The sequence below is a fragment of the Paracoccaceae bacterium genome, from assembly GCA_033344815.1.
Taxonomy (GTDB): Bacteria; Pseudomonadota; Alphaproteobacteria; order Rhodobacterales; family Rhodobacteraceae; genus Roseobacter.
The window spans coordinates 3000672-3027126 of record JAWPMR010000001.1 but is presented as its reverse complement, the minus strand read 5'-3'; the positions used below and the strand labels follow the sequence as shown (position 1 = coordinate 3027126).

At 53.6% G+C, this 26455-nt stretch carries 19 protein-coding genes; 11 read left to right on the top strand and 8 right to left on the bottom strand.

Features of this window, described 5'->3' with window-relative positions:
• Positions 1-440 precede the first annotated feature (440 nt).
• Positions 441-1133 carry a Crp/Fnr family transcriptional regulator gene (locus R8G34_13930; protein MDW3223963.1) on the bottom strand — a complete coding sequence of 231 codons (693 nt, stop codon included), beginning with the start codon at positions 1131-1133 and terminating at the stop codon, positions 441-443.
• 151 nt (positions 1134-1284) lie between these two features.
• On the opposite strand from R8G34_13930, the gene R8G34_13925 reads away from it, so the two are divergent.
• From R8G34_13925 to R8G34_13900, 6 genes are all read left to right on the top strand, one after another.
• A complete protein-coding gene (locus R8G34_13925; protein ID MDW3223962.1) occupies positions 1285-2067 on the top strand; it encodes a hypothetical protein in 783 nt (260 codons plus the stop codon).
• A 14-nt stretch (positions 2068-2081) separates the two neighbouring features.
• Positions 2082-3992 (top strand): DUF3604 domain-containing protein, encoded by a 1911-nt coding sequence (locus R8G34_13920; GenBank protein MDW3223961.1) that lies wholly within the window; start codon positions 2082-2084, stop codon positions 3990-3992.
• 48 nt (positions 3993-4040) lie between these two features.
• Positions 4041-5570, top strand: coding sequence for an arylsulfatase (locus tag R8G34_13915; GenBank protein MDW3223960.1), 1530 nt, complete (start codon positions 4041-4043; stop codon positions 5568-5570).
• Positions 5571-5765: 195 nt separating this feature from the next.
• Positions 5766-6767 (top strand): DUF1214 domain-containing protein, encoded by a 1002-nt coding sequence (locus R8G34_13910; GenBank protein MDW3223959.1) that lies wholly within the window; start codon positions 5766-5768, stop codon positions 6765-6767.
• A gap of 152 nt (positions 6768-6919) precedes the next feature.
• Complete coding sequence (locus tag R8G34_13905; protein ID MDW3223958.1) at positions 6920-7276, top strand: DUF1254 domain-containing protein; 357 nt, start codon at positions 6920-6922, stop codon at positions 7274-7276.
• Between the two features lie 72 nt (positions 7277-7348).
• Positions 7349-7771: a DUF1214 domain-containing protein gene (locus R8G34_13900; protein MDW3223957.1), complete on the top strand. Its 423-nt coding sequence runs from the start codon at positions 7349-7351 to the stop codon at positions 7769-7771.
• A 722-nt stretch (positions 7772-8493) separates the two neighbouring features.
• On the opposite strand, the gene R8G34_13895 is transcribed toward R8G34_13900, so the two are convergent.
• Positions 8494-9786 carry a bifunctional diguanylate cyclase/phosphodiesterase gene (locus R8G34_13895; GenBank protein MDW3223956.1) on the bottom strand — a complete coding sequence of 431 codons (1293 nt, stop codon included), beginning with the start codon at positions 9784-9786 and terminating at the stop codon, positions 8494-8496.
• A gap of 956 nt (positions 9787-10742) precedes the next feature.
• Here R8G34_13895 and htpG point away from each other — a divergent pair.
• Positions 10743-12602, top strand: coding sequence for a molecular chaperone HtpG (gene htpG, locus R8G34_13890; GenBank protein MDW3223955.1), 1860 nt, complete (start codon positions 10743-10745; stop codon positions 12600-12602).
• 68 nt (positions 12603-12670) lie between these two features.
• A complete protein-coding gene (locus R8G34_13885) occupies positions 12671-12820 on the top strand; it encodes a hypothetical protein (GenBank protein ID MDW3223954.1) in 150 nt (49 codons plus the stop codon).
• A gap of 146 nt (positions 12821-12966) precedes the next feature.
• Here R8G34_13885 and R8G34_13880 read toward each other — a convergent pair whose 3' ends face one another.
• Positions 12967-13647 (bottom strand): methyltransferase domain-containing protein, encoded by a 681-nt coding sequence (locus tag R8G34_13880; GenBank protein ID MDW3223953.1) that lies wholly within the window; start codon positions 13645-13647, stop codon positions 12967-12969.
• Positions 13648-13988: 341 nt separating this feature from the next.
• Between R8G34_13880 and R8G34_13875 the strand changes: the two genes are divergently transcribed.
• Entirely contained in the window at positions 13989-15107 is a 1119-nt protein-coding gene (locus tag R8G34_13875; protein ID MDW3223952.1) for a DUF418 domain-containing protein, read from the top strand.
• Positions 15108-15291: 184 nt separating this feature from the next.
• Here R8G34_13875 and R8G34_13870 read toward each other — a convergent pair whose 3' ends face one another.
• Together R8G34_13870 and R8G34_13865 are read right to left on the bottom strand one after the other, a co-directional pair.
• Complete coding sequence (locus R8G34_13870; GenBank protein MDW3223951.1) at positions 15292-15549, bottom strand: hypothetical protein; 258 nt, start codon at positions 15547-15549, stop codon at positions 15292-15294.
• Between the two features lie 276 nt (positions 15550-15825).
• On the bottom strand, positions 15826-16581 hold the full coding sequence (locus R8G34_13865) for an SDR family oxidoreductase (GenBank protein MDW3223950.1): 756 nt from the start codon (positions 16579-16581) through the stop codon (positions 15826-15828).
• Positions 16582-18084: 1503 nt separating this feature from the next.
• Between R8G34_13865 and R8G34_13860 the strand changes: the two genes are divergently transcribed.
• Positions 18085-18966, top strand: coding sequence for a hypothetical protein (locus R8G34_13860; GenBank protein MDW3223949.1), 882 nt, complete (start codon positions 18085-18087; stop codon positions 18964-18966).
• Between the two features lie 9 nt (positions 18967-18975).
• Here R8G34_13860 and R8G34_13855 read toward each other — a convergent pair whose 3' ends face one another.
• From R8G34_13855 to R8G34_13845, 3 genes are all read right to left on the bottom strand, one after another.
• The gene (locus R8G34_13855; GenBank protein MDW3223948.1) at positions 18976-20574 is read right to left on the bottom strand and encodes a pentapeptide repeat-containing protein; all 1599 of its coding nucleotides are present in this window, start codon (positions 20572-20574) and stop codon (positions 18976-18978) included.
• Positions 20552-22051 (bottom strand): hypothetical protein, encoded by a 1500-nt coding sequence (locus R8G34_13850; GenBank protein MDW3223947.1) that lies wholly within the window; start codon positions 22049-22051, stop codon positions 20552-20554. Before R8G34_13850 ends, R8G34_13855 begins: the two co-directional genes overlap by 23 nt.
• A 2511-nt stretch (positions 22052-24562) precedes the next feature.
• Complete coding sequence (locus R8G34_13845) at positions 24563-25375, bottom strand: LysR family transcriptional regulator (GenBank protein MDW3223946.1); 813 nt, start codon at positions 25373-25375, stop codon at positions 24563-24565.
• 83 nt (positions 25376-25458) lie between these two features.
• On the opposite strand from R8G34_13845, the gene R8G34_13840 reads away from it, so the two are divergent.
• A complete protein-coding gene (locus R8G34_13840) occupies positions 25459-26448 on the top strand; it encodes an aldo/keto reductase (GenBank protein ID MDW3223945.1) in 990 nt (329 codons plus the stop codon).
• The last annotated feature ends 7 nt before the right edge of the window (positions 26449-26455 follow it).

The following is a 26455-nucleotide window of genomic DNA, read 5'->3' as shown; positions in this document are numbered from 1 at the left end:
CACATAGTGTCTTCTGTTTCCGCACGAGTCGCGAGCTGGTTGTCAGTCGAAGGTCTAAACGTAAAGCGCGCGGGCGTTTCGCCGGCACGTATGGGAGTAAGACAACGCCAGATGCAATTTTCGGACGCAATGAATGGCCCCCGGATGCCTAGGCGCCCTTGCAGACAAACCCAATTTGTTGCGTGTGCCAATGCTGGTGCGGGACAGCAGGACTTGTGTTGTTCTGACCAAGGGAGTGAAAATTACTACGTTGAAACGCAATGCAAAAAAACCGATGACCGCCATCATCGAGATGAAGGACGAATTTTGCGCAAACGCGGATGTGAGATTTATCTGCATAGACCTAGTCTCGGCGTTAAAGGGTCGAGCATCGCTTTGGTCGCTCGCCCGTCTTTCCATGTTGATGTGCAATCCTTCCATGACAAGTTCGCTTGCGGTGCTTACATGGTTTTGGCGAGTTCTGTCTCAAGGATTTCCGCTCTTACGATCTTGAGTCCGCCGTAGATCGTTTCCACGGCGCCCGCGGCGGCAAGCGAGCCCAGGATTTCAGCTGTTTTTGACCTCGACAGGTTCGCCGCAGTGGAAAGATCGGTTTGTGTCAAGGCGAGTGTGTCCATAGGCGGCTGCCCTTGAGGCGCATTGGGCTGTGCTGCCAGCCGCAGGAGCACAGCGCACACCCTCTGCCGAGGGTCGCGGATCATCAAATCGTCCACAGAACCGATGGCCAAACCTACATTCATGGTCGACAGTGCAGCAATCGCCCTCCAGCCTACAGGATGAGACTCCAAGAGCCTTTCAAATTGCACCTGGTTCAAGCGAAACAGCGTCGCATCAGTCGCGCTTGTCACCTCGAGAATGGCAGATCTTCCCAATACCAACTCATTTTCGCCAAACCAGGTGCCTGGACCGACGAGATGCGCAAAACGCGGTGGCTGTTCGTTCATGGTAATAACGAAGCGCAAACTGCCTTTGACCACGCCATAGAGGCAGCAATGATCTTCACCCGCATTGTAGACAGTCGTGCCTCGACCAATCCGCATTAGGGTTCCTTCCGCCAGAAGAGCATCAGAAAACGCGGCTGAAAATTGGGCTAACCACCCTTCCGTTAGTATCGCCTTGGTTTTGTGGTCCATCGGAAATACACTTTCAGATAGAGAGAATGTCTATTTGCGGACAAACCTTTCTCCCAAACAGTGCTACTCTTGATTCGTTAACGGCGTCAAACGTGTTGCGTACTGAGTGAATGTGGGGGCGTCGGATTATTTCTGGCAAGGGTGGTGAACTATGTCCAAATCACGCCGTTACTCGGCCTTGAACACCGTGGCGACTGCCGCACTATTGATTTCCGGACAAAGTGCACATGCGCAGGAGCAAAGTCTGCAAAGCCAGGCCAGTGATCCGACAGCGTCATTGATGTCTTTCCAATTGCAGAACTTCTATTCACCAAACCTGCACAACAGTGGTGCGGACCAAAACATACTGCAATTTCGTGCTGCAATTCCTTTCCAGATCGGTGGTATTAACAACATCGCGCGTGTGACGCTGCCTTATGCGACTGACACGGCATCGGGAAAAAGCGGATTTCAGGACATCACAGTTTTCAATCTTGCGGCCTTTGATCAATCCTGGGGTCGGTATGGGATTGGAGCCGTGGCTTTATTGCCGACCGGGTCCTCTGATTTGACGGCCGATAAATGGGGGCTGGGACCTGCTTTGGGGTTTGTCGCGCGCCCGAGTTGGGGCCTGTTTGGGCTGTTTAACCAGAACATCTTTACAATTGCAGGTGACGACGATGACCCGGATGTCAATATTTCAACAATACAACCCATCCTGAACGTTGGACTTGGGAACGGTTGGTCTGTCGGATCCTCCGATATGACGTTTGTTTATGATTGGGAGGCCAGTGAGTTTACCAGCCTTCCGCTTGGCGTGAAAGTCTCCAAACTCACCAAACTCGGACAGGTGCCGTTTCAGGTCCAGCTGTCCTATGAACGCAACTTCTATGATGATCGAATTGGACCGGAAGACACTCTCGGACTGACGTTCAAGGTACTTTTGCCAAGATAGAGAAGGAAACGCTTGTGAAACGCACCCTGCTGATTTCATTGCTTGCAACACTCAGTGTGGAGGTGCAGGCCCAAGACGCAATCGATCCGGAAGGATTGTCTGGCCCTGCTGGTCGTCCGTACTCGCCCTATGCGGATCGCGCTTTCCCGACCAATGTCTATTTTGGCGATACCCATGTGCATACAATGCTTTCTGCTGATGCCGGCGGTGGCGGCACTCGGCTTTTGCCGCGTGATGCCTACAGATTTGCCCGAGGGGATCAGGTCACCTCCAACACCGGGCAACCGGCAAAACTTTCCCAACCGCTCGACTTTTACATGATCACGGATCATTCCGATGGCATGGGCGTGATTACCGACATTCTGGGCGGCGCGCCTAATATCATGGCAACAGAACAAGGACGCGACTTGAATGAAGCTTTCAACGCAGGCGGTGAGGATGCATTGCGGGCGGCGCAAGATCTTGTTCGCCTCTTTGGGAATGGCGAGCTTGACCCGGCTTTGAATTATCAGCCCGGCGTGCCAGCCTATGCACGCGTCTGGGACGATATCATGGCGGCAGCGGAAGAGTTTAACGATCCGGGGGTTTTCACGACTTTCATCGCTTATGAGTGGACGTCATTGGTGTCCGGCAACAACCTGCACCGCAACGTGATTTTTCGCGATGGACCAGAACGGGCAGGGCAGATCGTACCTTACACGACCAGCCCGCCAACGGGATCCACCGATCCGCGTCAGCTCTGGAAATGGATGCAAAACTATGAGGATGTCAGCGGTGGCGATGTGGTTGCCATCCCGCACAACGGCAACGTGTCGAACGGTATGATGTTCGCGATGCAGGACGATTTTGCGGAAGGTGCTCCGCTGGATGCGTCATATGCAGAAGAACGCCAGAAATGGGAACGGCTTTACGAGGCCGTTCAGATCAAAGGCGATGGCGAAACCCACCCGATGTTGTCAACTGAGGATGAATTCGCGGATTTCGAGACATGGGACTATGGAAACCTTGATGCGACCGAAGCCAAGACACCGGAGATGCTTCCCGGCGAGTATGTGCGATCCGGCCTTTTGCGCGGGATGGCCTTGGAACAAAGTCTTGGCGCCAACCCGTTCAAGTTCGGCCTTGTTGGCGGATCGGATAACCACGTTGGCATGACGACGCCCGACAACGACAATTTCTTTGGCAAATTCACTGCCTATGAGCCCAGCCCGGAACGTGCCACACACGTCAGCCGACGGTACGCAGACGGCACGATCGCACTGAACGCCTGGCAATACATAACCGCCGGTTTGACAGCCGTCTGGGCCGAAGAAAACACGCGCGGCGCCCTTTTCGACGCGATGGAACGGCGAGAAGCCTATGCGACAACGGGTCCGCGTATCCGAGTGCGCTTCTTTGGGGGCTGGAGCTTTGAGGAAGACGACGCGTTGCGCCGAGATCTCGCTCAAATCGGCTACGCGAAAGGCGTGCCCATGGGCGCCGATCTTCCCGCAGGTGAAGGATCTCCGTCTTTCCTTGTTTACGCCTTGCGCGATCCCATGGGCGCAAACCTAGATCGCGTCCAAATCATCAAACTGTGGCTTGAAGAGGACGGTACCCAGCAGGAAAAAGTGTATGATGTTGCTTGGTCGGACGAGCGGATACCGGGTGATGACGGCAAACTACCGGCCGTGGGAAACACCGTCGACTTGAGCATCCCATCTTGGACGAACACTATCGGCGCTTCGGAGCTTGGAGCGGTTTGGCAGGACCCAGATTTCGATGCAGCGCATAGTGCGGCGTATTACGCGCGCGTCATTGAAATCCCGACGCCACGTTGGACTGCATATGACGCCGTCCATTTCAATCTGGAGCTGCCCTCGGACATCCCCTTGGAACAACAGGAACGCGCTTACACCTCACCCATCTGGTTCACGCCTGACTAATGCGCGTTTTGAAATCAGTGCCGCATTGAAACCTTTAGGAGAGAGAATATGAAATTCCTATTTTCTGCCATGACAGTAGCATCGACTCTGCTTTTCAGCGCCGTCGCTTGTGCACAAGAGGACCGTCCCAATATTCTGATTATTACGGCGGATGACGTTGGGATGTGGAACGTGTCGGCCTACCACCGGGGCATGATGGGCGGATCGACCCCGAATATTGACCGGATCGCCGCAGAAGGCATGCTCTTTATGGATCACTATGCTCAGGCCTCCTGCACGGCCGGACGCGCGGCTTTGATCACGGGGCAGCATCCGATCCGGACCGGACTGGCCACGGTTGGCTTGCCCGGGGCCGCGCAGGGTCTTCAATCGGAGGATCCTACCATCGCGGAGTTGATCCGGCCGCTGGGCTACCGCACAGGTCAATTTGGCAAGAACCACCTGGGCGACCGCGATGAACATTTGCCGACCAACCACGGATTTGATGAATTTTATGGCATATTGTATCACCTCAACGCCGGCGAATACGTCGAACAAACAGATTTTCCCAAGGATCCTGAAGTCGCCAAAATGTTTGCACAGCGCGGTGTGATCCACAGTGTGCTGCAGGACGACGGCTCAATCACCGTCGAGGATCTGGGCAACTTCGGGTCGGAACGCCAGCGCACGCTGGACCATGAAGTTCTGCAAGAAAGCAGGCGGTTTATCACGGAGGCGGTCGAGGCGGACGAACCGTTCTTCGTGTGGCACAATACGACCCGGATACATTACCGCACCAACCTGAGTGAGGAATATGACGGGATCACCGGATATGGCCTTTATGCGGACGGGATGAAGGAGCTCGATGACGATGTCGGTGAGCTGCTCGACCTGCTTGCCGAATTGGGTATCGAGGACAACACGGTTGTCCTGTTCAACACGGATAATGGCCCCGCGTCCAACAGCTGGCCCGACGGCGGCAACACACCCTTTCGCGGCGAAAAAGGCGTTGGTGGTTATGAAGGCGGTTTCCGCATACCGGTTGCCGTGAAATGGCCGGGGCTGGTTGCGCCTGGATCCGTCACGGCAGAATTCATGGCGCTGGAAGACTGGATGCCGACCATTCTGTCCCAGTTGGGCCAACCGGACCTCAAGGAAGACCTCCTCGAAGGTCTGCAAGTTGGTGACATGACGTATAGGGTTCATCTTGACGGGTATGATCAAAGCGACGTTCTGACAGGCACTGGACCGAGCAATCGCAGAGAATTCTTTTACTTCACGGAAACGACGTTCCATGGTTTGCGCTTCACGGATTGGAAATTCCTGTTCAAGGAGCAGGACCAATGGTTCAACGGCATCCAGAATGATTTGGTCACACCGCTCATCACAAACCTGAAACTTGATCCGTTCGAGCGATTTCACGAAGCACGCGGGTTCGACGAGTGGCAGGAAAACCGATCCTGGACCCTTGCCCCTGCCATCGGGATGGTTGGTCAGTTCTTCGGATCATTCGAAGGTTTTCCACCACGTCAGGCCAGTTTTGATGCTGATGTTGACGCCATCATGGACGCTATGATGCGCGGTACCAACCAACCCTGATGCACAAAGGCAAAGTGTTTTCCTATTCGTGCGTTAGCGAGCTTAGTACCAGAGAAAGGCATGCAAGCGATCCTATGCCTGCACCCACCTTCAAACTTTGAGCGCAGCGCGTCAGAGCTTAAACTTCAGTAGTGCGTGACCGCTGCGGCATTCCGCCCAGAATTCGCCGCGTGAAAAATATGTGATGGAGAGATCATGAAACGACCCCTTTTAGCCTTCGTTCTAATGCTTGCCACAGCAGTTTCGGCACAGGAGGTTAAGATGCCGGTCAACATTGACAGCTTTATTCGCGCGGAAACCGACACCTATCTGCGCCAGCGCGAGTCTATCGGGGCGTTCGGCACCATTGCGCATAATCGCGAACCGGTAGACGTAGACAAGCAGCCAGTGGTGCGTGCCAATCGTGACACGCTTTATTCTTATGGCGTGCTTGATCTGACCACGCCTGCGACAATTACCATGCCCGAAGCCGACAGGTTCCAGTCCATTCGCATCATCAATCAGGATCACTACATCGTTCAGGATGTCGCCAAGCCAGGTGTTTATGAGCTGTCACAGGACACCGTTGGCAGCCGATACGTGCACGTCAACGTGCGCACTTTGGTGAACCCAGCCGACCCCGAAGACGTCAAAGCCGCGCACGCGTTGCAAGATAAAGTTGTTCTGGAACAGGCAAATCCGGGCTCTCTTGATTTGCCGAATTGGGATACCGCGCAATTGGCCGCCATCCGCAAGGCCGTTCTGGGCATGGCCCCTTTTGTCCCCGACAGCCGGATGATGTTCGGCACGAAGGAGGAGGTTGACGCCGTACGTCATTTGCTGGGTACAGCCGGCGGTTGGGGTGGCGGGCCCGAGTATGCAGTTCTTTTTGTAAATGTGACGCCAGAAGAAAACGATGGGCGCACGCCCTACAGCCTCACAGTCAAAGATGTGCCTGTTGACGGGTTCTGGTCGATCAGCATGTACAACAGCAGTGGCTTTTTCGAGAAAAACCCGAATGCAGGATATTCCCTGAACAACCTGACGGCACAACGCAGTGACGATGGCAGTTTCACAATCAACTTTGGTGGCGATCCAAGTCAGGACAACTGGTTGTTCACGCCCGAGGGCTGGAATTACACCATCCGCATGTACCTTCCTCGTCAGGAAGTCATTGATGGCACATGGGCATTCCCAAACCCTGAGATTGCAAAATGAAGAGAGCACCAATCACCGCTGTTGCCCTTGGAATGCTGGCTGGCGTTGCTCAAGCCGATCCGTAAAAGGTAGATGCCTTCAATTTTTCACGTGCCGAGTCAGATTTCTATTTTTCGAATGTCGTCAGACTAAACGGTGGTTTGAACAAAATCGTGCATGGTCGTGCAACAACGCCCATTGATGAGCAGGTCATTGTTCGCATGAACATACACACGTTTTATTCTTCCTCAATACATGATCTGGCAGCAGGCCCTGTGACTGTGTCGATGCCAACTACGAAAGGCGCGCGCTTTCCATCGTTGCAAGTGATTTCGCAGGATCATGTCACGCCGTTTGTTATCTACGGCAATACCTTGGAATTGACGCAGCAGAACGTCGTCACGCTGATATTCCGTACATTTGTGGACCCGACCGACGAGGCTGACGTTCAGGCAGCACATGGCGCTCAGGATGCAATTACAGTTGAACAGGCACAGGATGGCACATTCGAACTCCCCGACCGGGGATAGCGAAAGCCTGAAGGTGGCGCGCGATGCCTTTGCCGCGTTGCAGTGCTTGGCGTAACTGCCGGCAAAGTTCGTATGGGAACTGCCGATGATGTCGACCGGGTCGCTCATCTGATGGCTACGGCGACCGGTTGGGGATTGAACCCGAAGGAAGCCGCAATGTATTTCACGGGCTATCCTGAAAACAATGACGCCGGGACAGTTCAGGAAATGGTTTTGAGCGATGTGCCCGTCGATGGTTTCTGGTCGATTAGCATCTACAACAAAGAGATTTTTTTTGAAGAAAATGACCGTGGTGCGTATTCTCTGAACAACGTTACTGCACATCAAAGCGAAGACGGCACCACCAGAATTCAAACCGGCGGGTGTGAAAACGTGATCCCCAATTTTCTGCCCACTACAGATGGGTGGAATTATTCTCTGCGTCTTTATTGCCCAAAAGGTAATTTTATTGACGGATCGTGGCAGCCGCCACCGGTGCGCAAAGTCTCGGGCTGATTGTGTTTGATTTCCGTATTGCTTCGAGACTGGGCGCGCCAAATCTGGAAACCCACGCCTTCATTTGGACAAGACAACGAAGTAATGCGGGCGGCTTGGCGATCACGCTGAATGCCTTGCGAAGCTGACTTTGGCCCGCTCTCACCCTATTGAATGTTGGCACCCGCGCGGTCCTTGCCGAGGCCGGCGCAAAGACATAACTCAGAGGCCAGAGGGTCGGTCGGATGCGGGAATGGCGGCATCCGAGTGACGTCGCGGTCGCGCTGGCCAACACGACCATACAGATTATCCAGTCGTCTTTGCTATGGAGAGGAATATCGTCCGGATCCCCCCGTGTTGTTGTCCGGATGAACAGCTCAAAGTGTCAACAAATGAAGCCTATTCGCGGAACCTTGCAGCATCTGCCAGAAGTTTGAGAAGCCTCACGCCCATTGCTTTTCGAACCTGATGTGTGGATCGGCAGGGTGGAGAACGGTGCCTTGGGAGCGAGCCAGGGGGGCTCGTCGCGCTGACAAGTCAGGACGCCGAAAGAAGCCGGACATACATCAGCAATTGCAAGCTCGAAACCAGAACCAATCAGACCGTGGTCATCAGGGTGGGGCCATTGGGTCGGGGCACTGTAATTCAATACAGCACGTGGTTCGATACCTGACATTCTACGGTGGGCAACACTGTCAATACAATGAATTTCCTGCCATTCGTTGGTGCTCGGAAAAACAATGTTATGCTCTCGCAGCTAGCCGCTTTGGGAAACCTTTTACATAGTCACTGAAACAAGGCGCTGACATTGCAGCGGCATAGTAAAAGCCCTGTAGTTGATGGCATCCAAGATCGGCAAGGCACTCAACTTGTTCCTGAGTTTCAACACCCGCAGCGATGACGCCGATGTTCATGGCCGTTGCCATATCTATTACTTGCGTCACAAGGCGGCGGCAATTCAAGTCGACCAAAAGATTTGCAATTAGAGATCGGTCAATCTTCAGGAAATCAGGTTCGACTTGTAACAACGCGGTAATCGAGGCGTGGCCAGTGCCGAAGTCATCGACTTCCAGAGAGACCCCAGTCTCGCGCAATCGATCAAGATTGTGCCTGATGATTTCACTCATGTCTCCGTCGAATGTCACCGTTTCGACCAACTCAAAAGATAATTGTGTTCGTCTGTCCAGCCAAAGAGCGCGTACATCCTCCACAATGCTCCCATCGGTCAGGCGATCCGAGCAGACGTTTACGGAGAGGCGAGGCAGGGCGTGGCCGATATCAGCCATCTGTGAGGCGAACGCCAGTGCTTCTCTGAGCACGAAACCGTCGATCTGAGGCATGATCCCCAAAGTTTCCGCTGTCGGCATGAATTGATCCGGCGCCAGGATACCACGTTGCCGACAATTCCAGCGCATCAATGCTTCCGCGCCCGAAATACAGCCCGTTCTGGCGTCAATCTGCGGCTGAAACCAGACTTCGATTTCATTGCTTTGCAAACCTAGCTGCAAGTCTCTCGCCAGCTCCTTCTCCTGTGCCAGCCTGTCATGCAGTTCAGGTGTAAAAATCTCTGCGCGGTTGCGGCCAAGCGCCTTCGCCTCATATAGCGCGAGGTCCGCCTTTGAGAGCAATTGTTGTGCGCTGTCCTCTGAGGTCTCGCTGATTGCAATGCCGAAGCTGGCACCGGGACTAACCGAACCCTCCCCAAGTGCAATCGCTTGACGGATATTGTGTATTGCTTGTTTCGTTTGATTCAGCAGTGCCTCTGGGTCCGCTCCCTGGACAAGCACGATGAACTCATCACCGCCCATCCTGCCAATAGAAGCCGGGGGTGGAAAACAAGCTCTCAACCTTTCGGCGACGACGCGAAGAACTTCGTCCCCGGCAGCATGACCGAGCGCATCGTTGATTTGCTTGAAGCGGTCCAGATCCATGTGCAGCACGGTCGTTGAACAACCGTTTCGGCCCGTTTTGCGTCCGAGTTCATCTTCCATAGCACGTCGGTTTTTCAATCCGGTCAGCGCGTCTTCGTAAGCCATTCTCTCAATCGTAGATTTAGCTTTCAAAAGCTCAGCATTGCGTTCTTTCAGCTCTGCGTTCGATTGCTCCAATTGTTGGCGTGCCAAAACTTCGGCGGTTACATCGGACCCGGTACCGCGGTATCCCAGAAATTGACCCGCCTTGGAAAAGACTGGCTGACCTGACGTGCTGACCCAGAAGACAGAACCATCATCGGGTCTTATTGCCTGGTATGTAAAGTCGCGAAAAGGCCGCCGCGAGTCGAAGTCGGCAACATGCGCTTTCCATAGATCTTTTTTGATTTGGCCTCTCGGCAGTTGTACTCGGCTCTTTCCGAGAAAGTTTTTGGCAGGCACGCCGACCACGTCACTAATGCGGTCGGAAAAGAAGGTGAACCGATGCTGTGCATCAGTTTCCTAAAACCAATCAGAGGCGATCTCAGCAAAATCGTGAAGCAGCCTGTTGTCCATATTGTGAGCCTCCAAAGTGGCGCGAATAATAGACAGCCATCGTTGATAAATGCTGACCAGACCAAGTTGACCATGGCCGTTGAAGTCTGAATTTTCCGGTAATTTTACATACTCATGTTTCGTCGACCGACGTCACCTTCATGGGGCGTACGTGCATTAACTGTCAAAATCATCCCTGGGTTGCTTGGCGTGTGTGCGGGCAGCGTATCGTACAGAGGCGCATCACGAATGGCTTAACTTATTGAGAAAATTTCCAAGGGCGTGCGAATAGATCAGATTTCTTTCGCTAAACGGTGCTTCGAAAGCTGCCTCCAGCGAGAACCCGTTTACGCGCCAGCATACCAGTATGTTTTTTTGCAGAAGCATAGGCGGCTTTGATGGTGCGCCTAAAGCCAGTCAATCTTGATGGTCCGTATCAAGCGCAGTTCGATGCAGGTTGCAACTTGGCGCGCATTTCTTATTTTTCGCTTCGAGGTTGTCAGTGAAGCTACAAAGGAGACAAAGCCATGAGTGATGCGAGCACGAAGGAAACATTTTCGTTTCAAACCGAAGTTGGGCAGCTACTAGATATCGTAGCGGGATCGCTATATTCGAACCGCGAGGTATTTTTGCGCGAGTTGGTCTCGAACGCTTCGGACGCCTGTGACAAGCTACGCTATTCAGCACTTACCGATCCCGCGCTTGCAAAAACGGCCGATGCTCTGGCGATTTCACTCGAAATAAATTCTAAGGCCAAGACACTGTGCGTCTCGGACAACGGCATTGGTATGGATCACGCCGACCTGCTGGAAACCTTGGGTACCATCGCCAAATCTGGTACCGGCGCTTTTATCGAAGCACTCAAGGCCGACAAGCAGGACACGGTTGGATTAATCGGGCAGTTCGGCGTTGGGTTCTATTCGGCGTTCATGGTTGCCGACCGGGTCGATGTGCTGACCCGCAAGGCCGGAGCGGAAGAGGCGTGGCTGTGGTCATCCGATGGCAAGGGCGAGTTCTCCGTCGAGCCCGCCGAGCGAGAGGCAAATGGCACGAGCGTGACGCTGCACTTGAAGAAAGATGCCAAGGAATTCGCCGAAGAAACGCGGGTAAGACACATCATCAAGACATACTCCGAGCACATCAGCTTCCCGGTCATACTGGGAGATGACACACTGAACGCCGCTTCCGCGCTCTGGGCGCGGCCTGCCAAGGACATCACCCCGGAGCAATACACCGAGTTCTATCGCCATACGTCGCACGCGTTTGATGAACCCTGGCATGTGATGCACAACCGCGTTGAAGGTACGGTCAACCACACCAGCTTGCTGTTTATACCTTCCGCCCAGCCATTTGACTTATTCGATGCAGAGCGCAAGAGTCATGTGAAACTTTACGTGAACCGCGTTTTTATCTCCGAGACGACTAAGGACCTGATCCCTGCATACCTGCGGTTTCTACGGGGCATTGTCGACTCTCAGGATCTGTCTCTGAATGTGTCGCGCGAGATGCTTCAAACCGATCCGACGCTCGCCAAGATTAAAACCTCAATTACCAAGAAAGTTCTGAGTGAGCTGAAAAAGAAGGCATCCAAAAAGCCGGATGAGTATGCTGCGTTTTGGACAAACTTCGGTGCCGTTCTCAAGGAAGGGCTGGTCGAGGACCCTGCCCTACGGGACCGTATCCTTGAAGTCAGCCGCTTTAACTCAACAGAAGGCAATGCGCTTACAAGCCTGTCTGACTACGTCGCGCGCATGAAGGAGGGCCAGGAGGCGGTCTTCTATATCGCGGGCGAGGACGCGGTCAAAGTAGCACAGTCTCCGCACCTTGAAGGCTTCAAGGCGAAAGGCGTCGAGGTTTTGCTGCTCTCAGATCACGTTGATGAATTCTGGCTGCAGCACATCACAGAATTTGATGGCAAGCCGCTCAAATCAATCACGCGAGGATCAGCGGATCTAGACAAGATTTCACAAGATGAAACCGATCAGGACAACGAAGAGAATACAGCCGATCTCGCAGGCTTGATTGCAGCGTTCAAGACCGAACTGGGGGATGCCGTAAAAGATATCCGGCCCTCCAAACGCCTGACTGACAGCCCCGTCTGCCTGATCGCGGAAGAGGGCGACATGGACGTCAACCTGGAACGAATGCTCAAACGGCACGGACAATTGCAACAGGGGATGCCCCGCGTAATGGAACTGAACCCAAGCCACCCTGTGGTCGTAAAGCTTGCAGACCGGGCAAAAGGCAATGACGCGGGAAGCGACGATCTGCTCAAAGACGCTGCCCACCTGCTGCTGGACCAAGCCCGCATTGTAGAAGGCGAAGACCCGACAGATCCGGCCGAATTTGTGCGTCGTCTCGGTATAGTGATGGCAAAGGCTTTCTGAGCCTGCATCACGTTTTACCGCCTTGCGGACAATTGGAAACTGACGGTCGACATCGATTCATTGAAGCGATGAAGCGCGCAAATTGGCCGATCAGGTTTGCGGATGGTGTCGGGCGGCATCAAGGTGGCGGGTCAGGACAGGCTGTCGCTGAAGGTCGTGATGATCACCAGTTCGCGGAACCCCCGCAGTGGGAAGCTGACCCTTCCGTTCTGGCTTGATAGCGACCTCGCGACGGTGCTGCACGAAAAGCCGATCAAGAAAAGATGCAGCGGAGGTCAGCGGCGCAGGAAGGGGCGGTCACTGGCAGAGATGTAGCGACGACCGCCAGACCGCAAACTTGTTTGCGCCGCTCGCGCTGCGGAACTCAGCCCTGTCTTCTGGCAACTATACCACGGCTCGTCCTTGACGGCGGACCCGATGGGAAATTATGAACCCGTTCTATGTCAAAGCCGGCTTGTTGGACGAGCTTGAGAATCTCTTCTTCACGAAAGGTGCGATGGCGCCATTGCAGCCAAATGATTGCGCTACACCAATGGGGCTTAGATACCACGAGATGCAGTTTCCCACCCGGAAGAAGAATCTCACGCAATTGTTCCAGGGCCACAGATGGGTCAGGACAATGCTCGATGACGTGAGCAGCCAAGACCACATCAAAGGGTTCGAGTTCAGTCTCCCCAAGTAATTCTTGAACGAGCCGAGGTTCGACGCTCCGTCTTTCCAATGAAGCTCGACCCCGATCAAGCATCGCACGGCTTGGATCCAGCAGCGTCATGTGACCTGGCGCTCCATTTACCGCAACCCACGCTTCGGCAAAGGATGCTGTCCCCGCACCCACGTCAATAACGCGCGCATCCCGAAAGGAGCGCTTGTTTGGCGCACTCAGAAATCCCAGATAGCCATCGTAGTATCCGAGCGTCCGCATCTTGTCGCCCCACTTGGGTGCGGCTACGTCATAACGTGTCTTCGCTCTTGTCATCGTTTCCGTCATCGGATCAGTCTGCCATTGCAATGCTCGCACTGCCAGTAACATTTCATCCAAAGCCATCAGCCTTGCAGCATCCCTATCATTGGATCCTCAAGCATCCTTAGCCGCGCGAAGGAAAGGCGTCCGATCCCCGCAATGTTGACGTTTGCCGTGCGGTGTTTGAATTCAACGGATATCAGACCGATCGGCCATGGGATCCGTGCGCATCTGGCGACTTGGTCTTATGCGAACCGGTTTCCGTTTCAGTGCCGCAACATGACTGAAGCATGGAAAATCGATCTGGGGTGTCGATGCGGCCTCGCATTTCAGTTGTGCCTGAGCGAAAAAGGTATTGCCAGACATATCTGGTACGGGAACTGTTGAGGAATTCCATATGTTTGTCGGAGAAAAGGATTAAGGTTATGGCTGCACAAAATCGTGCCTTGATGCCCGACTACCTTCGGCTCATCGCGCTCTTTGGCATTGTCATTGTCAATGTCCAGTATATCGCGTTTTCTGCCCTGTATGGTTTCACAGAGCCCGCCGGTGAGACGTTTGGCGATGCTCTGACTCTATGGCTTGTCAATGGGCTTGCGCTGCTCAAGACCTATGGCTTGTTCTCCTTTATGTTTGGTGTAGGTCTCGGGTTTTTGATGCGCTCTGCCGCGCGGCGTGACTTGCCTTTCGGTCGTATCTATCGCAACCGAATGATGGGCCTGCTGCTGTTGGGGGTCGCGCATGGATGCTTGTTCTATCCCGGTGACATTTTGGTCATTTATTCCTTAACCGGCTCGGTTCTTTTTTTCTTCCGCAATTGGTCCGTGGGGAGACTGGCAAAAGTCGGGGTTTTTTTACTATTTCTGCACGTGATTGTTGGAGTGCCACTGCTCCTCGCCCCATCCGGTACACCCCCCGAAGTTTTTCAATACGAAGAGGCCGCCCTCGGCAGTGGCACATTCATCGACGCCGTGAGTTTCAGGAGTATCGGTTTTTCGGTCACACTGCCGCTGTTTTTAATCATCCAAGGCATCTCCGCTCTCGGCTGGTTCTGCCTTGGATTGGCTGCGGTGAAATCAGGCATGATAGACGATGCCGCGCATCCGCTCTGGACGCGGGCAAGGCGTGTTTGTCTATGGCCCGGTCTCATCCTGAGCCTGCTTGGGGCCGGTATCTGGCAATGGGGTCCGTCAGCGCCAGGGGCGGCTTTAACCATCATCGTTGCACCGATTGTGACCTTGGGATATCTCGGCGTGATCGCCGCAATTTCACGTCCTCCGGGTCCGGTCATGTCCCGGGCGCTTAATGCCGGAGGATCAAGCCTGAGCATTTACCTCGGTCAGTCGATCCTTTTGACAAGCATCTTTTCGGCTTATGGTTTAGGTTTTTGGAACGAGGTCGGCAGGGCGACTGCAACCGCGATCGCAATACTGGTTACGATCTTGCTGATCATCGCGCTCACCATCTGGCGAATTTGGTTCAAGCTGGGCCCGTTTGAGTGGGTGTTGCGGCGCTTTACGTATGCTGGAACGAGGCCGCAATAACGGCCCGCACAGTGCCTACGGCCCTTTTATGTTGATAGGCCGATTGGACCCGCGCTTGCGGAACTCATCCGTTGTCAGACAGATGTTGCTGGCATCGCCGAGAAGATGAGCCAGTCTTGGCTGCCGGCATCAGGCAGACAGGCCAGATTCACGACAGCACTGAGAGACGATCGCAATTTGCTCCCTAAGCTATGTGAGCGTGATGGTATTCGTTCTTAGACAGAACCAACCAAATGATCCGAACCGACTTGTGGGCCATCGCTGTTTGCGCCAGTTGTGGCGGTTTTTGGCTGAGCAGGTCAATGCCCATCGAATAGCATGACCAGAGGTTACTTCTCTCATCGCAATCGCCGCCATACCCATCACCAGAAAAATAAGGAATTGCCGGTTGCTCGTCTTCAAGATCAGACGTAACCGCTGTTCCGGCATTGGATCTGTTCATCGCAGCTATGATACGCAAAGCGCCACTTGCAGTTTGGAAGAGCAATCGAGTCTGCATCCGCCACATTTTGCCGGTGGGCTGTGAGAGCGTGAGCCAGAAAACTCACCGAGGTCCGTTATTCATTCGCGGGCAAACCATCGCCGAACTAAAACAAAACGAGAGCATTCAAGGGCGCTAAGACGACGTTTGATACCGTCACGCCAGATGAAACGATATCCCAAAAATTGCGCAGTTCGTACGAGGAAACCTATAAAAACATTTCACCTAAAAACCATATCACTCACCGCGAAGAGCTGGCAAACCGACGCCAGTGCTTTCAAACCCACCGTCGGAAGCAATAATCTGACCTGTCACATAGCTCGCCTTTTCGGAACACAAGAAAACAATAACTTCAGCAATTTCGAGCTCAGACCCATATCTGTTAAGCGGAATTGCATCATGGTAGGCCTCTATGATCTCCGGCGTATGAACGGCCATCGCCAATTTGGTGCGCACCGGGCCGGGGCAGACACAATTGGCTCGAACACCGTATTCGCCCAACTCGGCGGCTTGTTGTTTCGTCAGTTGGATCACTGCTGCCTTGGACGTGCCATAAGCCACGCGAAGAGTTGAAGCGCGCAATCCTGATATTGATGCGATGTTCACCAACGCCCCGCGCGTTTTCCGCAAAGCAGGAATGCAGGCCTGAGACACCAAAAAAACACCATCCAGATTGGTTTCCATGACCCGCCGCCAGCGTTTGAAATCTGTTGTTTCAATGGGACCGAAATCAGCAACGCCAGCGTTGTTTACGACGGCGTCAATCCGGCCAAAAGAGCCATCAACAGCCTTAATCATATCATCGACTTGATCTGGATTGGAAACGTCATGGACAAATGCGCTTGATTTTTTCAATTCACTGGCCTCGCTGTGCAAGGTATCCCCATCCCTGTCCACCATTGCAACGCGCCAACCCTGTTCAACAAACAAATGCGACGTTGCAAGTCCAATGCCTCGCGCGGCGCCCGTTACCAAAGCTACTTTTTCCGACATCTCATTCCATTTTCAATTGTTGTTCCCCGGATCAAGGTAATCTGGCTTTTGACTACGAACAATTCAAACGGCGAGTCCAAATCCAGCTTAACAAAGTCAGTGGCCAGTGACGAGGCGGCAACGCACTTCGATCCCGCTGATTTTGTCGAAAACAGCGCAAACCTAAGACTGTCGAATTCGAGTGGCCGTTTCTTCACATACCACTTCCATGGCTGGACACTGCGCATCTATCGAAGGTTTCACATATCTTTGCCCGGAATTTGAGAGCAGTTTATAGTTTAGCAATCGGTCAGCACTTTCGGCGAGCAGATCCTCTTCCATCGCCCCGGGTCTTAATGATCCGCAGATGTATATGCGGGCTTCAACCCATACAACTGGCATTGGCGATGTGTACATTTGCTGATTTCGGCAATGAAAAATGAATGTGGTCTCCTTGACCACTCTTCCGTTCATGATTGAAGGCCTCGAATTTCCTCGGGCCTGTGCGTGGTAACCGCCTTGGCTCCAAAAACCGGTTTTCGCGCGCCAGGATCGAAAGATGGCCGGCAACAGCAGAACGAACCCTGTCTAACTCGATCTGCCTGCCGAGCCTCTTGGAATGGTATTCAGTCAGTTTCCTTGATGGTTTGTGCGTCGAGACAGTACAGCAACGACGAAACCCTGCCTTTTCCAAAGTTGGATGGTTGAAATAGAGAGCCTACCCCTGATCTGCTGCACCCTCCTTGGCCCAAATTGGATATTGAAGGGTCTTTTAACGCGCTGGCTTTCCGGCGAAGCGTATTTGAACGTTCCAGGTTCCAGACTTTAACCGACGCATATTAGCCAATTTGATAAACTCATATGTATTCGAACACATCCTCAAGGAACTTTTTTGGCTTTTTTACTAGGATGAGAAACTAGTACCCCCACTCGCGCAGGGAAAAAGGCCGGCAATGACCGCTCGGTTGCGCCGCAAGAACCATACTATCTGGGCAACAGGCGCATCAAAGCGTGTGACTAATTTGGTTTTGCCTGTTTTCATCAATTGTTTCATCAGGTCGGTGCTTGTGGTCAGGCGCTCAAAACACGGCTTTGATAGCGATGCGCTCCTCCTGAAATGCACTTAAATCTGCCAAAACAAAAAAACTCCGCCAGAGGAGTTTACGGCGACACTTGAAAGTCAGGACAGGAAACTTGCCTTTGACAGAGCGAATGGCACAGACGCGCAAACATGCAAGGCCGCTCAAATACCTTTGTTACGGGGACTTATCGAAGCAGATGAAGGCAAGATGAAAGAAGCTGGGAAATGATTGGAGTACAAAAAAAAATCAAAAAATACACTTCAGCCTAAGTTAAAAAAGCTCAATGCAAAAAGACACTTTTTCCGCGGAATCGATTCCCACACGGTTTACGCAACTGCGCAGGTACGCTAACCTTTTGACATCGCGACTAAACAGGCGTTTCTTTATACATATTCCGGTTCTGTGCTTGAATGGCGGGTACAAGCGAACAAGGGAGAATTCGATGTCGCCACTGCCGTATGTCATTTGTGTACTTCTCGCTCTGGGCTTCCCGCATGCTGCAGTTTCGCAATCCTCGGCTGTTCCCATCGGTCGAACAGAATGGACAAACCCCAACGTCAGCGGTCGTCCTCCAGGCAACAACACCGCACGCGTACTTGCCCCACGCATCCGGATCGTGGAACGAGAAGCTGTCAACACGAGCGATCGTGGTGCTGCGGACTTTTTCTTCGTGAATCAATCCCGCCTTCTGGTCGGTCCCTCGTGCAGGGTAGTTCTGGACGGCAGGTTTTATGATGCAGAACTTGATACTGAGGTAAAGGAGTTCTCGCTGGGCACTGCGCTTAGATGCATCACCAAGGCTGAAAACATTCTGGCGGACAATCCACAGGACCAAATCTTCATCAGCACGCCAAGAGGAAAAATTGTGATTGCCGGGGCTGTGGCCACAATAGCGCTGGCCGCAGACGATAAGGCCAGCGGCTTGCCAAAGCGCGGAAACCCAGTGAGCGCGCCTTTGCAGGTCACTGTTACGGCAGTAAAAGCGGGAGGCTTCGTGTCCCTGACCGGTCCAAACGGCGGGGCGGGCAATACGGAAGTGATCCGAAGATCGGGTTTCGTCCTATGGGTCGATGAGTTCGGCGCAGTCAGGGGGCCAGACCGGGAAACGCCGGAAAAAGCAGCACAGCTTCGCGCGCCTTTGTCCAATGTGGTGTCACAAGACACACGCGCGTCGGCGACAGCATCGAGTGGTCCGCTTTCTGAGGCGTTTCAGCTTGCGGACCCGGAGACAGTTGAACCGATAAACCTTGATGGTCCAAGATCCTTTCGACCGCCCGATAGTTGCCTGACGGGCAGCTGCTCGGGGCTGGACATTACCCGTTAACGCCGTTGTTCATTTTTCGTCCGCGAACAGTTCCAACATACGCAAGAGAAACGATTTATTCCCGGTATTCTGCGTGCGTTGGCAAGGATGAAGCGTAGCATCAGCACCTGACGGGTTGCTCTGCTCGCCAGAAGAAGTTTCTGGTTGAACGACCGAGCAATGATCGTTGTGCGTCTTTCCTTGCGAGCCGATTGTCCGGCATAAAAACGCGTCACGCGCCACGTCGGACCATTCAATGCCGTAAGCACCCGTAAAATTGGCCCCGGTCAGATTTGCGCCGGAAAAGTCTGCGCCTTCGAAATCAGCGTAGCTCAGATCAGCGTTTTCGAGCTTCGCTTCAAAAAAACTTGTATTTCGAAACTGACCGTTGCCGAGCTGCGCCGCGCTCAGATCGGCAAACCCGAATTGTCCCCCCTCGATGTTGGCCAGCCCAAGATCAGCACCAACAAGACTCGTGTATCGGAAGTTTGGTCTGCTGAGTTCCGCCCTGCCGAGTTGTGCACTATCAAGACGGGCATGTTGAAAGACGATGTTTCCCCCTTCGCCCGTCACACGGTTCATCATGGCTCCGGAGAGATCCGCACACCAAAATCGGGTGTCGCCCAGAACGACCTGTTCCAGATCGGCACCCACCAAAGACGCATGATCAAAATGCGTGTTGCGCAAATCAGCTTGCTCTATGCTTGCCCGGTTCAGCACTGCACGCTCGAAGTCAGTGACCATGGAGGTACCTGAGCCATCCGAGCCGATGAGAGCATAACGGAAGTTCGCGCGTGTCAGGTTGGAGTCGCGCAGATCGGCCCCAATCAGGCGCGCATATCGAGCATCCGCATATCTCAAGTCCTGGGACGCAAGATTGACGATTGCAAACTCATCCACACTGCCCAGATTGGCGCGCTTCAGGTCAAGCATGCGCAACTTCATAACGGGATTTCGCCAATCAAGTTGCGGCAACCCGGGCGCGATGCGCTTGATGTCACTCCAAGGCAACATCAGCGATGCGCCAAGAAGAGACAACGCTACGGTGATGCCGATCCCGATACGACGCATTTTGTCACTTCTGCTATCAACCCCGCTGCGCGACCGGCGAAGATAAAGCACTGTACTTGCGAGCGTCACGATGAAAGTGGCCGCAATCAGAAATCGGGCTTCGTCGCGAAACACGACTTTCCAGGAGAACCAGGCCAGCACGAAAGGCACGAAAAGATAGAGCATCGCATTCGCCAAAAGCTGCGCAGGGCGGCTGGTCATGGCCAGAATATCAATCTCGGGCGGCGAGAAACCTTCCTGTCTGAGCTTGAGCAGCCGGCCAAAAAGCAGATGTAGATAAGCCAGCAATGCGATGAGCGCCAGTGGGGCAAAAGTAACAAAAGTTGAGAGCTGGATCTGGGTCTGTATCAGCGGCCAGTTGATCGTGGCGTCGGCTCTGACAAGCTGGGAATCCGGAACAGAAAGCGTCAACATCAAAAAGAAACCGGCAAAGATCAGAACGAACAATTGCCGACGTGCAGATCCGGACAGGACCTCCGCCTCGTTTTCAAGCCGCTTGCGGGTTTCTGGTGTATGTTTTGATGTGTCGGAACCCTCAGAACTGTTGCCTGAATCCAAGATACATCTCCCAATTGCTGTATTCGGCGATTGCCAGTGTCGAGTTGTACCCCGTGTGCCCGATGCCACCCACAACAGCGAAATCCGGTGTCACAGGCACTTCGCTGGACAACGATATCGTGTTCTCCCAGTCCTCCCGCCACAATGCATTGCTCCCTGGGGTGATCGAATCAAACCAGTCGGTTTGCTGATGACTGAGAGACAGGTTCAAATACCAGTCACCTGTCCCAAAATCGACGAGCGGGGGATGACGATAGCGGGCAAAGACCTCTGCGCGATAACGGCGCGAATACCTGTCTGTAATTGCAAATTCGACATCATCTGCGAAATTAGTCTCGCGCCAACTCATGCCAACGCCCAGAGCCAGCCGCGGATTAATTTGAAAATCAGCCCCAAGCCGTGCGTCGAATTCATCACCATCAAGCAAGTCGAGCCGGTTTTCCGGTTTCAGCTCTGCATTGTGCCGCTGACTCACCGCGCTGAAGTCCGCGCTCAATCGCAGCCCTTGCATGGGCATGCCGGTGATTTCTATCCCGCCGCCCGTATCAAAGGAATACCAATCGCCCGAAACTGTCTCCGCCGTAAAGGCGAGGTATGGTCGCACAGAAGTGTTCCCGACACCAAAACTATCCAGCCTCAGGCGTGGCCCAAAAGTAAGGGCGGTTGTGGTACTGTCAATTTCGTTGAACTCGAAATATTTCTGCGCCGTGGCGTCGAGCGTGGTCTCAAGCGTATGACCTGACTGCCAGCCTGGATCAAAAACATGGCTCAGTCCCACCCCTGCAAACAGGTTGAAATCCGATCCTTGCGGTGGTGTGGTCAGCAGGGGTTCGTTTTGAAGCGTTGGATTTGATTGGTATTTCAGCCCATAGACCAGCCGCCCTGAAAATTGGCTGGGCGCAAGTGTCTGGTCTATCCTGTCAATGTATCGTTCAGCGACCGCCCGCACGTCCGGTGGCAGTTCTGGATCCTGCAAAGCGCGCTGGAAATAGCTGCCCGCTTCCACGAACTCTCCAAGCCGATAGTGGATCTCGCCCAACCTCAGGGCGACTTGCGTCAAATCAGGATCGATAAACAGCATCCGCTCATACAGCCTGATCGCGAACCTGTAACCGCTAACGGACCCGCTTTGAGTTGCATCCACTTCAGCCCGTTGGGCGAGTGCAAGGAGGCGCTCCAGATTGCCCGGATCGGACAGAAGGTCTTCGTATTCAGCGCCGTATTGCGCAGGTAAGATTGCCGAAAAGTCTTGTGCGGAAAGAGGCGCCGCACTCACGGCAAGAAATGCGAGCGCAGACCAGAAAGTGCGCGCGCCACCTTTCTCCAAACGGGAAACGGCACCCCAAGGGATAAAACTGAATGGACAGGCCAAAAGCTTAGCCGGCAAAGCCATATCCAGACCGAATGGTCGCTTTTTTAAGGCGCGCAGAATGAACTCAATTGACGCGAAAGGATGCGGGATTGCTTCTTTTTTCAATGAGCCAACCCCTATTTGATTAAATAAACTTTCGGTTTGACCAGGCATACGGACAACACCACTTCAGATCACTTCAATGATGATCCGACGACCTCAAATCAGGATTTCATTGGGACCATCCCTGCCAGTTAAAATGTTACTGACTGCCATCTGCCAGATCAATCATTGACAAATATCCGACGCAATAACGAAACAAAATTGTCACAGCTGTCAATTTGAGTAAGACGTGTTTAGTGACCGCCAATCGGTTTTTGCAAGACAACACGGTTCAGAACAGAGCGCGCCTGTCGCGTCGATAAGTATGGCCTGGCCGATGAATTCATCGAGCCTTTTCGACTAAGTGGGAACAAATGATTTCGGCGCATCACAGTCGTAAGTCGAGAGGTAAAGCGGCAGGTGGAGATGTAAATTTAGCTATGTGCAAGCCCGCATTGTCATGCGTCGCTGACTCTGGAGGATTTGAAACGCCAAGCATCCTCCTAATGTCCACTTTGCAGAATGTGCACTACGGTCGCAAGAGCCTAGACAATAGTCGACTCTGAACCCCCCGATTTGTAACTTGAGCGGTAGTGGTGCCCCGCAAACTATTTGGAACCTGTTTGTGATAGAGTGATGTTTCGTGAGCTTAGGTTCAGGCGCGTGTTTTGCGAGTGGGGGCATTTACGCCGTTCGGCGTTGGTCTGAAGGTCGGTCCTGAGACAAAACACATCGACGTGACTTTTGAAGATTCTACTTTCGGTCGCACTGTGGATGTCGCGCTTTCGTCGCGATGATCATGAACATTATCCGATGACATGTATCAAGCGGTTCATAATGCTGGCGAGTAAATGCAACGCCAGTGGCTGCGTTTGTCAGCCGCCTCGTCCAGACGTGCGAGGGTCCTTCCGGGATTTGATCGTGCTGTAGGGCAGTTCAACTCTCATGCTTCTTACAGCAAACCGTTTGGGGTCGTCGACGGGCCGCTGCGGGACTCGTTGTGGAACCGCCTTATGTTCTGATCTGTGGATGTGGCGCTCTGTGCGGCCAGCGCAGTTGTCCTTGATGACGCAGTCAGCACATTTGCACGATCAATACACCCGAAGAGCCGTTCCGTCTTGAGTACCCGCGAGCCGACAGATCAGTTGATCACCCACCGAGCAAACAGGGACTTCGATCTCTGCATTAAAGTGTCGCATTGGCCCCCGCACCCGCATGTGAGATCTGAGGTTCGGGAATAACGCCTGCTATACCTGCCTGTTTGCAGGTAGGCATTGGGGCGCTGTTGTCACCCCCCCTTACCGGCGACGGCCGCGTCCGGATCCGACGTCCTACAATCGCGCGCCACCACCATTACCCGGCAGGCGATGGCACAGCGATCTGCTGGGCGGAGACCTCATCAACAATATATCCCGGTCACATCCCTGCAGACTGAAGGCATGGGAAACAATCAGGCGGTTCTCCGCCTCAAAGACGGTCTGTCTATTGCACCGGGCACCACGCGGCATGCGTGGCCAAGTTTCCAGGAAGCGCGCATCGCCGATCGCGCGGCGAAATCTGTGCTCCGTCCGCATCGCCAATTGACCTATCGCGTGTGGCATCTTTTTGCAGCTGCTCGAGCTTGCTGCACGCCTGCGGCATTAACAAACAGTCTGCGTGCACACCGCGTCGACGCGATCCAACTTCGTTGCCCGATTGGTACCGTGTGCATAATTCTGGCGTAAGGATTTAAAACAGTTGCACAGCGAAGTCGTTAGGGGCGTGTCTTTTGCGGAGGGTGTCATATGGGGCGAGGTTTTTGGTGTTGAGCGGCGGCGACACTGGAGTGACGATAACAATTTGGCGCTCGTTTCTTCTGTTGCGAGGGATGGGGTGGCGGTCACACAATTCGCACATCGATATGACTTGACCGGCCAGCAGATCTACGGATGGGGGATGAGTTCAAAAAGAAGCGTCATTGGCCCACCGGCGGGGGCGCAATCTTTCTGCCAATTGATTTCAAGTTTGCAGACGTGGTGACATTACGCCCAAGCACACGCCGCTCTCTGCCAAAAGGGTTCCAGATTGCGACAGCACATGCCCAGCAAACGACGCAATGACTGCGACGGATCGAACGAACCGCCGAGAGACATGCGCAGCATCTGCCCCGGAATGATATCCGGGCCAACCCTTTTCAGCTGGAGCTCTCCATTAACTCGGCTCCGCCTGACCAATCCTGTCACCGGCAGGATCATTCGCACGAACGGTTGCGCGTTGATTTCATCATCCAGAAAGCCCCGCACCAACCGGCTGTTGCCGACCCTTGATAAACCGACTCCTGGCAAACCTGCGTACAAGATGCCAAAATCAGGCCATCCGGCAAATCATCCGGACATATTCCAAAATGCCAGCGGGTAAAGCTCCTTGAACAGTTGAGGCGCTGCTCGGTGCATGGGCGTCCGGTCTGGTGCAGCCGGAATTCCGCGTCACGCCGACCACCACGCGCCGTTTGTTACCTTTTGAACGCAGCGCATAAGTTGACCATGACATTGATCCTTAGTCCCCCTGTGCTTTGAGAATTGTGTAGATTCTGTCGATCACCTTACGCACTTCCGGCACAAAGCGGTCTTCGTGGTGTGTAACAAGCCATTGATCGTGCTCAAGTTCCTCAATCGGGGGGCTTATTTGCTGCAATGCATCCAGATGATGCCCAACAAAGGTCGGCAAAACGACCCGCGCTGATCCGGCCAACGCGAGATCCAGTGCATTTCGTGCGCTCGTAACTTCAATTGCGCGCGCTCCGTCCAGATGCTCGAGCACCCATTTCGCAGAAGGTGTTGACCCGATAACGCGTGCCCACATCTCAATATTTTCGCTACATGCATAGACAGCGAACTGTATCCGAGTGACTTTACGTCCAGCCATGCCGATCCCCTCAGGACGCTGGTTGCGGATGCCAATGAGAGCTTCGCGTTTGCCAATGTCTATGATTTCATCTGATGCTATGAAACGCAGGTTTACCGCGTCCCTGCCGATGATGTCTGCAACATGATCGCACAATAGATGTGTAACCCAGAGACCAGCGGACACCTTGACGACGGGCGTTCCGGGAACGTCAATAATCGGCAGGATTATATGCTCCAAGTCAGCAACCTTCGCCATCAACTGTTGTCCAGCATCAGTTAGCTCATAGCCACGCGCAAATCGTTGGAACAAATCCTTGCCAATACGTCGTTCCAGCGAGAGCATCCGTCGCCCCAATGTAGGAGCGCTCTTGCCCGTGGCGGCAGCCGCTGGAGCCAACCCGCCTTTGCGCGCAACGGCGAGAAAGAGGCGCAGGTCATCCCAATCAAACATCGTTTCATTCATGAAATGAACAATACAATACGTTTCATTTCATTAAAACCCGTTCGGTGTTTTCCTGGGTTTGTATCTTAAAAGGAGATTGTAAGATGAAGTTCCAAGGCACAGAAATTCTCCCGCTTGGCATGGGCTGCTGGCCTATCGGTGGGGCAATGTTTTCGGGCGATGCATCGCTAGGCTACACAAACACGAATGACGCGGAGTCCATCCGAACGATCCATGCGGCACTTGACCACGGGATTACGTTGTTTGACACAGCCGCCGCATACGGCGCAGGTCATGCAGATCGACTGTTGGCACGTGCGCTCAAGACGCGGCCAGACGCAAAGATCGTTTCCAAAATTGGCATCGCCATTGACGAAGAAAGCAAACAGCTGACATTTGGCGACACAACGCCAGACCGCATCCTTCCCGCAATCGATCAATGCCTTGTTCGGTTGGATCGCGGGTGTATCGACATGATGTTGCTGCATGACAATGCTCTTCCTGTTCCGCAGGCGGAATTGGTCTTTGATGAAATGGAAAAGGCGCGCCAACTGGGTAAGATCAAGGCTTTTGGTTGGAGCACGGATTTCTCTGAAAGCGCTAAAAAGGTTGCACAACGGCCAGGGTTTGGTGCCGTCGAGCATGCGATGAATGTGTTCGTAGATGTGCCGCAAATTCAGCAGGTTGTGAAAGAAACAGGCGCAATTGCCTTGATCCGCTCACCACTTGCGATGGGATTGCTGAGTGGCAAGTATGGACCTGGGACAGCCATACCCTCTGACGATATTCGCGCCGGCTCCAACTTGGTGATCCAGTACTTCAAGGATGGGCAGGCGAACCCTGAGTTTTTGGAAAAACTTGATGCCGTGCGGGCGCTCCTGACGACCGGGGGCCGTAGTTTGGTTCAAGGTTCCATCGGATGGCTGTGGGCGAAGGGGCAAACCAACTTACCGATCCCAGGAGCGCGCAGTGTCGAGCAAATCGAAGGCATCGCAGGCGCACTGGAGTTCGGAGCTTTGCCCGATGACATCATGGCCCAGATTGACAGCTTGATACCCCGGTCCCCGCTTGGCATGCCAGAACAGGAACTATGAAACAGTA